General features: G+C 73.7%; 8 protein-coding genes. 3 read left to right on the plus strand and 5 right to left on the minus strand.

Features of this window, described 5'->3' with window-relative positions:
* Positions 1 to 24: 24 nt before the first annotated feature.
* From ACIOFR_RS19465 to ACIOFR_RS19480, 4 genes are all read right to left on the minus strand, one after another.
* The gene (locus tag ACIOFR_RS19465; protein ID WP_400998730.1) at positions 25 to 4,602 is read right to left on the minus strand and encodes a HAMP domain-containing protein; all 4,578 of its coding nucleotides are present in this window, start codon (positions 4,600 to 4,602) and stop codon (positions 25 to 27) included.
* Between the two features lie 422 nt (positions 4,603 to 5,024).
* A complete protein-coding gene (locus ACIOFR_RS19470; RefSeq protein ID WP_400998733.1) occupies positions 5,025 to 5,423 on the minus strand; it encodes a hypothetical protein in 399 nt (132 codons plus the stop codon).
* A 105-nt stretch (positions 5,424 to 5,528) separates the two neighbouring features.
* On the minus strand, positions 5,529 to 6,146 hold the full coding sequence (locus tag ACIOFR_RS19475; RefSeq protein ID WP_400998736.1) for an MEDS domain-containing protein: 618 nt from the start codon (positions 6,144 to 6,146) through the stop codon (positions 5,529 to 5,531).
* 56 nt (positions 6,147 to 6,202) lie between these two features.
* Complete coding sequence (locus tag ACIOFR_RS19480) at positions 6,203 to 6,328, minus strand: hypothetical protein (RefSeq protein ID WP_400998739.1); 126 nt, start codon at positions 6,326 to 6,328, stop codon at positions 6,203 to 6,205.
* A 206-nt stretch (positions 6,329 to 6,534) separates the two neighbouring features.
* On the opposite strand from ACIOFR_RS19480, the gene ACIOFR_RS19485 reads away from it, so the two are divergent.
* Together ACIOFR_RS19485 and ACIOFR_RS19490 are read left to right on the plus strand one after the other, a co-directional pair.
* Positions 6,535 to 7,239, plus strand: coding sequence for an ATP-binding cassette domain-containing protein (locus tag ACIOFR_RS19485; RefSeq protein WP_400998742.1), 705 nt, complete (start codon positions 6,535 to 6,537; stop codon positions 7,237 to 7,239).
* Positions 7,236 to 9,179: a YhgE/Pip family protein gene (locus ACIOFR_RS19490; protein WP_400998745.1), complete on the plus strand. Its 1,944-nt coding sequence runs from the start codon at positions 7,236 to 7,238 to the stop codon at positions 9,177 to 9,179. The genes ACIOFR_RS19485 and ACIOFR_RS19490 overlap by 4 nt, the downstream gene beginning before the upstream one ends.
* A 111-nt stretch (positions 9,180 to 9,290) precedes the next feature.
* Here the strand turns inward: ACIOFR_RS19490 and ACIOFR_RS19495 are convergent, their stop codons facing one another.
* Entirely contained in the window at positions 9,291 to 9,656 is a 366-nt protein-coding gene (locus tag ACIOFR_RS19495; protein ID WP_400998747.1) for a hypothetical protein, read from the minus strand.
* A gap of 362 nt (positions 9,657 to 10,018) precedes the next feature.
* Between ACIOFR_RS19495 and ACIOFR_RS19500 the strand changes: the two genes are divergently transcribed.
* Complete coding sequence (locus ACIOFR_RS19500) at positions 10,019 to 11,917, plus strand: PAS domain S-box protein (RefSeq protein ID WP_400998749.1); 1,899 nt, start codon at positions 10,019 to 10,021, stop codon at positions 11,915 to 11,917.
* The last annotated feature ends 151 nt before the right edge of the window (positions 11,918 to 12,068 follow it).

Here is a 12,068-nt window from a genome sequence, read left to right on the forward strand (position 1 = left end):
GTACGCGGTGGGCCGGTCGAGGCGTCACGCCGGCAGCCTGCGCTGGATGCAGTCGATCAGGTCCGCCGCGTCGACCGGCTTGGTGACGTAGTCGGTGGCGCCCGAGGCCAGGCTCTTCTCCCGGTCCCCCGGCATCGCCTTGGCGGTCACCGCGATGATCGGGAGGTCGGCGTACCGGGGCATCGCCCGGATCGCGGTGGTGGCGGTGTAGCCGTCCATCTCCGGCATCATGACGTCCATCAGGATCAGGTCGATGCCCGGGTGGGTGGTGAGGGTCTCGATGCCGGCCCGTCCGTTCTCGGCCTGGAGCACCCGCATCCCGTGGAGTTCGAGGATGCCGGTGATGGCGTAGAGGTTGCGGTCGTCGTCGTCCACCACGAGGACGGTCCGTCCGGCGAGGGTGCCGTCCACGTGGTGGGCGACGATCGGCGCGACGTCCTCCGGGCGGACCAGGGGCAGCACGTCACCGGGCTGTTCGGCGCTCAAGTGGAGGGTGATCCGCTCGCGCAACTCGTCCAGGCTGGAGAGGAGTTCCAGTGGCGGGACGCCGTCGCGGGCCTGCAGCCGGCGTTCCTGCTCCGAGCCCAGCCGGCGGTTGTTGTGGGCGAGCACCGGCACGCCGTGCAGGGCGGGGTCGCGTTCCATCGCCTCCAGGAACCGCAGGGCGGCGCCCTCGGGCAGGTCGAGCTCCAGGACGACGCAGTGGCAGGCCTTGGCGGCCAGCGCGGCCGCGGCCTCCTGTGCCCCGACCGCGGTGATCAGCTCGACCGGGCCGCGCGGGTCCCCGAAGTCGACGTGGTCCGCGAGGTCGGCCACGGCGCTCTCCGCGACCAGCGACAGCAGGCCGCGCGGACGCTCCTCGATGACCAGCAGCCGCTTGCGCTGCGGTGCGGCGGCGGGTGCGGCCCGGTGGGCCTCGGCACCCGGACCGGCGTCCGGGTCCGCCTCGACGGCGGCCTCCAGGGCGGGCCGGGCGGCCTGCGCGGGCGTCTGGTCGAGGTCGGGGTGGGCGACCGGGAGGTAGAAGGTGAAGGTGCTGCCCAGGCCCTGGGTGCTCTCGGCGGTGATGGCGCCGCCGAGCAGGTAGGCGATCTCCCGGCTGATCGACAGCCCGAGGCCGGTGCCGCCGTACTTGCGGCTGGTGGTGCCGTCGGCCTGCTGGAACGCGCCGAAGACGGACTCCAGGTGCTGCTGGGCGATGCCGATCCCGGTGTCGGCCACGTGGAAGGCGACGGCCGGTCCACCCCGGCGGGCCGCCTCCGGCACCTGCGGTCCGACCGCCGGCTCGATCCGCAGCTCGACGCGTCCGCGCTCGGTGAACTTCACCGCGTTGGACAGCAGGTTCCGCAGGACCTGGCGCAGCCGGTAGTCGTCGGTCAGCAGCTCGGCGGGCACCCCGGCCGCGGTGACGATCTCGAACTCCAGGTTCTTCTGGCTGGTCAGCGGGCGGAAGGTGGCGTCCACGTACTCCAGCAGCTGGCGCAGCGGGATGTGTTCGGGGTTGACGTCCATCTTCCCGGCCTCGACCTTCGAGAGGTCCAGGATGTCGTTGATCAGCTGGAGCAGGTCGGAGCCGGCGGAGTGGATGATGCCGGCGTACTCGACCTGCTTGGCCGTCAGGTTCCGGGTCGGGTTCTGCGCGAGCAGCTGGGCGAGGATGAGCAGGCTGTTCAGCGGGGTGCGCAGCTCGTGGCTCATGTTGGCGAGGAACTCGGACTTGTACTTGGACGCCAGTGAGAGCTGGTGCGCCCGGTCCTCCAGCTCCTGGCGGGCCTGTTCGATCTCCAGGTTCTTGGTCTCGATGTCGCGGTTCTGGGCGGCGAGCAGCGCCGCCTTCTCCTCCAGATCCGCGTTGGAGGACTGCAACTCCTCCTGGCGGGCCTGGAGTTCCTCGGAGCGGACCTGGAGTTCGGAGGTGAGGCGCTGGGACTCGCCGAGCAGTTCGTCGGTCCGGGCGTTGGCGACGATGGTGTTGACGTTGACGCCGACGGTCTCCATCAGCTGTTCGAGGAAGTCGCGGTGCACCGGGGTGAAGGTGTGCACGGTGGCGAGCTCGATGACGCCGAGCACCTGGTCCTCGACGACGATCGGCAGCACCATCAGGCCGACCGGCGAGGTGCTGCCGAGGCCGGAGGAGACGCTGACGTAGTCGGCGGGGAGGTCGTCGACGGCGATGGTGCGCTTGCTGCGGGCCGCCTGGCCGACGAAGGAGCGGCCGAGGCGGAAGCGGGTCGGCCGGTTGGCGTCGTCGGGGTAGGCGTAGGAGCCGATCAGGTTCAGCTCGGTGCCGGCCGCGGTGTCCTCGGCGAGGTAGAACGCGCCGTACTGGGCCGAGACCAGCGGGGTGAGCTCGTCCATGATGAGTTCGGCGACCACGGGGAGGTCGCGCCGGCCCTGCATCAGGCCGGAGATCCGGGCCAGGTTGGACTTCAGCCAGTCCTGGTCCTCGTTGGCCCGGGTGGTCTCGCGCAGGGACTCCACCATGAAGTTGATGTTGTCCTTGAGGTCGGCCACCTCGCCGGAGGCGTCCACGGTGATCGATCGGGTGAGGTCGCCGGCGGCGACGGCACTGGTGACCTCGGCGATCGCGCGGACCTGCCGGGTGAGGTTGCCGGCGAGTTCGTTGACGTTCTCGGTGAGCCGCTTCCAGGTGCCGGAGACGCCCTCGACCTCGGCCTGGCCGCCGAGCCGGCCCTCACTGCCGACCTCGCGGGCCACCCGGGTCACCTCGGCGGCGAACGAGGACAGCTGGTCGACCATGGTGTTGATGGTGGTCTTGAGCTCCAGGATCTCGCCCCGGGCGTCCACGTCGATCTTGCGGGTGAGGTCGCCCTGCGCGACGGCGGTGGTGACCTGCGCGATGTTGCGGACCTGGCTGGTCAGGTTGTGCGCCATGAAGTTGACGTTGTCGGTGAGGTCCTTCCAGGTCCCGGCGACGTTCGGCACCCGGGCCTGCCCGCCGAGGGTGCCCTCGGTGCCGACCTCGCGGGCCACCCGGGTCACCTCGTCCGCGAACGCGGAGAGCGTGTCGACCATGGTGTTGATGACACCGGCGAGCGCCGCGACCTCGCCCTTCGCCTCGACGGTGATCTTCTGGGACATGTCGCCGCGGGCGACCGCGGTGGCGACCTGGGCGATCGAGCGGACCTGTCCGGTCAGGTTGGACGCCATCACGTTGACGTTGTCGGTCAGGTCCTTCCAGGTGCCGGAGACCCCGCGCACGGTCGCCTGGCCACCGAGGTTGCCCTCGGTACCGACCTCGCGCGCCACCCTCGTCACCTCGTCGGCGAAGGCGCTCAGCTGGTCGACCATCGTGTTGATGGTCTCCTTCAGCTCCAGGATCTCGCCGCGGGCGTCGACCCGGATCTTCTGCGACAGGTCGCCCTTGGCGACCGCCGTCGTCACCTCGGCGATGGAGCGGACCTGCGCGGTGAGGTTGTCGGCCATCACGTTGACGGACTCGGTGAGGTCGCGCCAGGTGCCGGACACGTCCCGGACGTCGGCCTGACCACCGAGCCGACCCTCGGTGCCGACCTCGCGCGCCACCCTCGTCACCTCGCCGGCGAACGAGGACAGCTGGTCGACCATCGTGTTGATGGTCTCCTTCAGCTCCAGGATCTCGCCGCGGGCCGCCACCGTGATCTTCTGCGACAGGTCGCCCTCGGCGACCGCGGTGGCCACCTGGGCGATCGAGCGGACCTGCGCGGTGAGGTTGCCGGCCATGAAGTTCACCGAGTCGGTGAGGTCCCGCCAGGTGCCGGAGACGCCCTTGACGTCGGCCTGACCACCGAGCCGACCCTCGGTGCCGACCTCACGGGCCATCCGGGTGACCTCACCGGCGAACGAGGACAGCTGGTCGACCATGGTGTTGACGGTGTTCTTCAGCTCCAGGATCTCACCCCGGGCGTCGACCGTGATCTTCTGCGACAGGTCGCCCCTGGCGACCGCCGTCGTCACCTGCGCGATGTTGCGGACCTGGTCGGTGAGGTTGCCGGCCATGAAGTTCACCGAGTCGGTGAGGTCCCGCCAGGTGCCGGCGACCCCCGGGACCTGGGCCTGACCGCCGAGCCGCCCCTCGCTGCCGACCTCACGGGCCACCCGGGTCACCTCGTCCGCGAACGAGGACAGCTGGTCGACCATCGTGTTGACGGTGTTCTTCAGCTCCAGGATCTCGCCCCGGGCGGCCACGTCGATCTTCTGCGACAGATCGCCCTTGGCGACCGCGGTGGCCACCTGGGCGATGTCGCGGACCTGGCTGGTCAGGTTGCCCGCCATCGCGTTGACGGAGTCGGTGAGGTCCTTCCAGGTGCCGGAGACCCCCGGGACGTCCGCCTGACCGCCGAGCCGCCCCTCGGTGCCGACCTCGCGCGCCACCCGGGTCACCTCGGAGGTGAACAGCGACAGCTGGTCCACCATGCCGTTGAACACCGTGGCGATCTCGCCGAGCAGCCCGTCGGCGTCGTCCGGCAGCCGGGTGCCGAAATCGCCGTCCCGAACGGCCGTCAGGCCCGCCAGCAACTGTCGCAGTTCGGGCTCGCCGACCGCGCCGACCGCACCCTTGCGCGCCTGCGGCAGTGCGCCGCCCGTCCTCGTGTCGCCCATGCCCGACCCCACTGTCCCCTCGTCGACCACCGGGCCGTGCACCCGGCGCCATTCCCGCCCAGGGCGGCTCTCCGCCAGCAAGGAGCCCGCCCCCGGAGTCGTACGACAGACGGACGGGCCGTTGGCGAGGCTACCTCACCCCGCGGGGGCGTCAGCGGCGCGCCGGGAGCCGTCGGAGCACCCTTCCGCGCCGGTGGCGCACCCCTCGCACGCGCACGAAGGGTCAGGACCGTCGGGACGCGCGAAGGGTGGGGCGCACGCCGAGGCGTGCGCCCCACCCGGGACCGGGTCGGCCGTGGCGGGACGGCGGCGGGACGGAGAGGAGCGCGAGCATCGGGAACCTCCGCGGTCGGGGTCGGGCCGCTCGCCTGCCCCGTCCCGCCGGAGTCACACCTGCCGTTGTGACGGCCGGTGCGGAACGGTCAGCCGGACACCGCGTCGGGCTCGGGCTCGGGCTCGGGTTGCGCGGCGCCGTCCGGGGTTGCGGGGTCCGCCGGGGCGGCCGCGGGCGCCGCCCTCCGCGCGGCGGGGGGAGGCGGGGGTGCGATGTCCCGCCGGGCGGTCTCGCAGACGCTGCACGCGTGCCAGCGGGAGGGCCACCACGGCTCGTCGAGGTCGGCGCTCCGGTGGGGACCGAGCGTCATGTCGCCGGTCTCCAGGCCGCACAGGGTGAGCGGGCCGCAGGCACCCGACGCGTCCGGGTCCGCGCGGGCGGCGTGCGCCCTGCGGACCGGTCCTTGCGGGTCCGCAGGCCGATGGCCCGGCCCCAGGATCCGTACGTTCGTCGGTACATCCAGCTCCAGCACAACGAGAATGCTCATTCCCTCACCGTCGCCCCCACCCGGGCCGGGCGCATCCGCACACCGCCACCCGGTCCACTGCGGCGCCGCCGGGGAGCCCGTTCGAGCGTTCCGGCGTCCGGCCGTTCAGGGCCCGAGGCGCAGACGCAGGGTCAGACCGTCCTCGGCGGCCCGGACCTCGACCGGGTCGCACGGCTGGTGGATCATCCACAGGCCCCGGCCGCCGCGGCCGGAGGCGAGGTCGCGCCCGTCCTCGACCGGCGTGGGACGGGTACGCCGGGCGCCGGCGACCGCCTCCACCGGCAGGGCCGTGACGTCGTACGGGCACCGGACGGTGGCGGCGCGGCCGGCGAAGGCGGTGGTGACGAGCGCCTCGTGCCGGATCACCTCCAGAACCTCCGCGCGCGAGCGGCCGGCCCGGACCGGCTCGCCCAGGATGCGCGCGGCCCGCCCGGGGTGCCGGTCGGCGAAGCCCTGGAGGGCCGCCGGGATCCGTCCGGGGTTGCGGCCCGGCACCGCCGTGTCGGCGAACTCGGCCCCGTCCCCATTCCCGTCCGTTCCGAGCCACTCGCCCAGGTGCTCCAGCCGGTCGGCGGGGACGGCCACGAAGGCGGGCTCGTCGGCCTGCACGGCGGCGCGGACGAAGTCCCCGACGGCGCACACGTACTCCTGCGGCGTGCGGTGGAACAGCGCGGAATGCTCGAACAGCCCGGCGTCCGGCGGTGCGTCCACGGTGTGCGTCACGCCGCGGACCCCTCCGCGGGCGGTGGCCGGCCGCCCGGCCGGCGCGGGTCGCCGCCTCAGCGGGCGCGGCGGCGGCCGACCCGGCGGGCGGAGCCGTCCACCAGCCCGACCGCCGCCACGGCGAGGCCGAGGCCCGTCCCGAAGAGCATCACTGCCAGCGCGAGAACGCCTGCTATCGCCATCGCCGAACCTCCCGGTGGACGGAGGACCGGGCACTCGCCGCCCGGTCTCCGGTACGGCTCGACTGCCCTCGATCGGCCCGGGCACACACCGGCGTACCGGAAGCGGCGCGCGGGCTCCCGGCGGAGAGGACCGGCCGCGGCGAGTCGCCGGGCCTCCGGTGTGCTCCGGTGTGATTGGCGGACCGATTCCGGGTTACCTGCGGGTAATGGAGATGATCGGCGTCGAGGTGACAGCTCGCGGCGCGAGCGTGCGAGGCCCACGCGGGCCGGTGTTCGACAACGTCGACCTGCGGGTCCCGGCCGGCGGGCTGCTGGTGGTGCACGGGCCGGGCGGTTCGGGGCGCACCTCGCTGCTGCTCACCCTGGCCGGCCGGATGCGACCGGCCACCGGAGCGGTACGGGTCGGGCGGTACCTGCTCCCGTCCGACGGGCGCCGGGTGCGGGAGGCCGTCGCCGTCGCCCGGGCCGAACCGGCCGTCGGGCTGGAGGGCCGGCTGCGGGTGGACGAGCTGATCGCCGAACGGCGCCTCCTGGCCGGGGCGGTGACCGCCGCGCGGCTGGCCGAGGCCTTCGAGATCACCGGGATCGACCCGCCCGGGCGCACCCTGGCCGAGGACCTCGACCCGGCCACCGCCCTGCTCTTCGCCGTCTCGCTCTCGCTCGCGGAGCACCCTGCGGCGATCGTCGCCGACGACGTGGGCCTCGGCTGCCCGGACCGCGAACTCACCTCCGTCTGGACGGCGTTGGAGCGGGTCCGCGCCACGGGCTGCACCCTCCTGACGAGCGCCACCGAACCGCCACCGCCTTCGCCGTCGCCGCCGCCACCACCTCCGCCGTCCCAGTCGCCCGGCCCGGTCCTGGTCGCCCTGCCGCAGCTCAGCTCGGACCGCCTGCCGGAGGTCGGCGCATGAGGGCGGTCGGACTCGCGCTGCTGGAGCTGCGCCGCTTCCGCGGCCCGGTACGGCGGCTGGTGCCCCTGCTGCTGTGCCTGATCCCGCTGCTGTACGGCGCCATGTACCTGTGGGCGAACTGGGACCCGTACGGCAGGACCGAGCGGATCCCGGTGGCGGTCGTCAACGAGGACCGCCCGGCGCACAGCGTCGACGGCCAACCGGTCGACGCCGGTGACCAGTTGGTCGCGCAACTGAAGGCCTCCCGGACGTTCGGCTGGAGCTTCACGGACGCCGCGCAGGCACACGACGGGCTGGAGCACGGCAGGTACTTCTTCACCGTGGAGATCCCGGCCGACTTCAGCGCCCGGCTGGCCAGCGGGGGCAGCGACCGGCCGGAACGGGCCGGCATCCGGATCCGGCTGAACGACGCCAACAACTACATCGCCGGCATCATGACCGAGGTGGTGCAGTCCAAGCTCCAGGCCCAGGTCGACTCGGCCGCGCACGCCGCGTACGTCCGCGGCGCCTACACCGAACTGTCCGACGTGCAGAAGCGTCTGAGCACCGCGGCGGACGGCGCCCACCGGCTGGTGGACGCGACGGCCACCGCCCAGCAGGGCACCTCCGCGCTCGCCACCGGCACCACCGCCCTGCAGCAGGGTTCGGCCCAACTGGCCGACGGGGCCGCGCAGATATCGGAGGCCGTCACCCGGCTCGACCGGATCACCGCGGACCTCGACCGCGACCTGGCCCGCCAACTGCCGGGAGCCGCCGCCACCCTGGTCACCACGGCGGACCTGGCCGCCAAGGGGCTGCACGCGGTGCACGGCGGTACGGCCGCGGTGCAGCAGGGCACCGCCCGTGCCGTCGCCGAGCTGACCGGTCTCGGCGACCGGCACCCCGAACTCCGGGACGACGCGGGGTACCAGCGGGCCGTGCAGGCCGCCCGGCAGACCGACGACACCGCGCGCACGCTGGACGCGCAGGCCGCCGCCGCGGACCGGGGCGGGCAGCAGACGCTGGCCCGCGCCCAGGAGATCCAGTCGAAGGTCGGCACGCTGCAGCAGCGGCTCGTCGACGCGCACACCCCCGTCCGGCTGATCGACTCGGGGGCCCGCGGGGTGGCCGACGGCGCGGGCACCGTCACGGGCGCCCTGGGCGCCGTCGCCGACGGCGCCCGGAGCCTGCGCACCGCGGCGGACAAGGCGCACGACGGCGCCGGCGCGCTCTCCCGGACGGTGGACGACGCGCTCGGCCGGATCCCGCCCACCGACCCCGACCAGGTGGCCCGCGCCGCCGAGGTGCTGGGCACGCCCGTGCACATCGACCGGGACAACCTGCACCCGGCGGGCGTGTACGGGCGCGGGCTGGCACCGTTCTTCTTCGGCATCGCGCTCTGGGTCTTCGGCCTGTTCGCCTACCTGCTGCTGCGCCCGGTCAACCGGCGCGCCCTGGCCGGCCGGGTGGGCGCGGTCACGGTGGCGGTCGCCGGCTGGCTGCCGGGCGCCGTGCTCGGCGGCGCCGGCGCGCTGGTCCTGTACGGCGTGGTGGACGTGGCGCTCGGGCTCGACCCGCTGCACCCCGTGGTGACCGTCCTGCTGCTCCTGCTCGCCGCCGGGTGCTTCGTGGCGGTCGACCACTGCCTGCGGACGCTGCTCGGCACACCGGGCGACGTGCTGTCCCTGGTCCTGCTGATCCTCCAACTGACCGCCTCGGGCGGGCTCTACCCGGTGCCGACCACGCCCGGCTTCTTCCAGGCGCTCAACCCGCTGCTCCCGATGACGTACCTGGTGGACGGCCTCCGGGTGACCATCTCGGGCGGGCTCTGCGCGCACCTGGTGCGGGACGTCCTGGTGCTGGCCGGGTTCACCGTGGCCGCCCTCGCCGTGACGGCGCTGACGGTGCGGCGGCAGCGGGTCTGGACGGTGGCGAGGCTGCACCCGGACGTGGAACTGTGAGGCCCCGCCGAGCGGGTGGGCGTGCGGGGCCGGTCGGCGGGCAGAGCCGGTGGGCGGGCAGGGCCGGTCGGCGGGCAGGGGCGGTCGGCGGGCAGGGGCCGGTGACGGCTCTCAGCGAGGCGGACCGGCGTCCGCGCAGACCCGGGTGAGGGCCTCGTGGACACCTCGCGCGTAGTCCAGGGCCACGGTGCGCCGGGTGGAGCCGAGGAGCTCCTCCCAGGCGGCCTGGCACTCGGCCTGTACCCCTTCGCGGCTCGGGCCGAGCGCGCCGGGCAGGGCGGACACCGTGATCGGGGCCGCGGCCAACCCTCCGTGCGCCCAGCCGAGGGCGTCGAGGACACCGCGGCGGTAGCGCTCGGAACAGCCCCCGACCTGGCCGGACGCGATCAGCAGGGCTTCGAGTTCCCGCGCCCGGCGCGCTCCGACGGCGGGCGACGGGCAGGTCCGTTCACGGGGGCCGGTCTGTTCAACAGTCATGGATCGCACCTCGCTGAGGCCGCAGCCGGGACGTCGACCGAACGGGGAGGGGCCCCGGCGCCTCCTCCTCACACGAACCGTAGGCGAGCCCCGCACCCGCCGCCCGGCCGGGAGAGCCGGACGGTGCACCCCGCCCGGGCAACGCGGATCCCTGGCAGGGACACCACCGGGGGAAGGGGCGTCAGACACAACCGACCGGTCACCGGGGGACATCCACCGACCGAACCCGGTCATCCTGTCGCAGCTTCCGCACACCGATCCGCCGTACCGCGCCGTCGCACTAGCGTCCTCCCATGGTCACCACTCGCAGAAAACCGGTTGACGGACCGTCCGACCGAGAGCCGGCCGCAAGCCCGCCGGCGATGCCCCGGCAGCGCGCCTGCGACCGGGACATGGACGAACTGCGCGCCGCCGAGGAGCGTTTCCGGGGCCTCCTGGAGTCCGCGCCGGACGCGATGGTCATCGTGGACGACCGGGGGGTGATCAGGCTGGTCAACGCCCAGACCGAGGCCCTGTTCGGCCACCGCAGGGACGAGCTGCTCGGCCGGCCCGTGGAGGTCCTGCTGCCCGGCCGGTTCCGCGCCCACCACCCGCAGCACCGCGGCGGCTACACCGCCACCCGGCGCACCCGCCCGATGGGCTCCGGGCTCGACCTGTACGGGCTGCGCCGGGACGGCACCGAGTTCCCGGTCGAGATCAGCCTGAGCCCGCTGGAGACCGCCGAAGGGCTGCTGGTCTCGGCCGCGATCCGGGACGTCAGCGACCGCAAGGCGGCGGAGGCCAGGATCAGCGAGCTGGCGGCGCTGGTGGAGTCCTCGCAGGACGCGATCATCACCCACACCCTGGACGGCCGGATCACCTACTGGAACGCCGCCGCCCACCGCCTGTACGGCTACAGCCCTGAGGAGGCCGTCGGCCGCCACATCGGGACGCTCGCCCCACCGGAGCGCGCGGAGGACGTCACCACCCTGCTGGAGCGGCTCGCGCGCGGCGAGCGGGTGGAGAACCACGAGTCGCTCCGGGTCTCCGCCACCGGCCGGCTGCTCGACGTCGACGTCACCCTCTGGCCGACCCGGGACCAGCACGGCGCGATCTGCGGAGCGTCCGCCATCGTCCGCGACGTCGCGGACCGCAAGCGGGCCGAACTGGAGCTGACCCGGCTGTACGAGCAGCAGCGCCACATCGCGCTCACCCTGCAGCGCAGCCTGATGGGTTCGCCGCCGGACGTGCCGGGGATGCACACCGCCAGCCGGTACCTGGCATCCACCGAGGGGGCCGGCGTCGGCGGCGACTGGTTCGACCTGGTGCCGCTCGGCGGGGGACGGATCGGGATCATCGTCGGGGACGTCATGGGCCGGGGGCTGGAGGCCGCCGCGGTGATGGGCCAGCTGCGCTCGGCCGCGCACGCGCTGGCCAAGACGGGCATGCCGCCGTCCCAGCTGATGCAGGCGCTGGACGCGGTGGTCGCCGACCTGCCGGACCAACTGGTCACCTGCTGCTACCTGGTGGTCGACCCGGACGCCGGCGAGGTGGCGATCTGCTCGGCCGGCCACCTGCCGGCCCTGCTGGTCTCCCCCGACAACACGGTGCGCGAACTCCTCGCGCCGGTGAGCGTCCCGCTCGGGGTGGGCGACGTACCGCACCAACAGGCGGTCCTCCCCCTCCCGCCGGGCTCCACCCTGGTGCTGTACACGGACGGCCTGGTGGAGACCCCGCACAGCGACCTCGGGGTCCAACTCTGCGAGCTGGCAGATGAGTTGGAGTGCGCGTTCAGCGGGACTACGGACCTGGAGGAGGCCGCCGACCGGGTGCTCAAGGCGATGCTGCCCCGCACCGACCGGTACCCCGACGACGTGACGCTGCTGCTCGCCCACCTTCCCTCGCCGCCGCTCGCGGCGGTCGCCACCGAACTGCCCGCCGTCCCCGCCTCGGCATCCTCGGGCCGCCGCTTCCTGCGGGCCGCCCTCCGGGCGTGGGACTGCGCCGGGGCCGAGGACACCGCCTGCCTGCTCAGCTCCGAGCTGATCGCCAACGCGGTCCGGCACGCCCGGGGCCCGATCGGCCTGCGCCTGCACCGTACGGCCGGGGAACTCACGGTGGAGGTCGCGGACGCCAGCCCCGCCCTGCCGGCCCCCCGGATCGCCGACTGCTCCAGCGAGGACGGCCGGGGCCTGTCCCTGGTCGAGGCGCTCGCCCGCAGCTGGGGCACCCGGCCGACCGGCACCGGGAAGACCGTCTGGTTCACCCTGCCGCTCGGCTGAAGGGTCCACCGGCTCCCACCCCCACGCGCTTCCATCCGACTCCACACGACGAGGCAAGCGAACACAACCGGGCAACATCCAACAGAATCTTGCGCAGCGGGGCTACTGCAATGTCGCATGTGCAATTACACTCGGCCCCGGCAAGCATCGG

Origin of the sequence: Kitasatospora sp. NPDC088346 (genome assembly GCF_044740765.1) — a bacterium.
Classification (GTDB): domain Bacteria; phylum Actinomycetota; class Actinomycetes; order Streptomycetales; family Streptomycetaceae; genus Kitasatospora.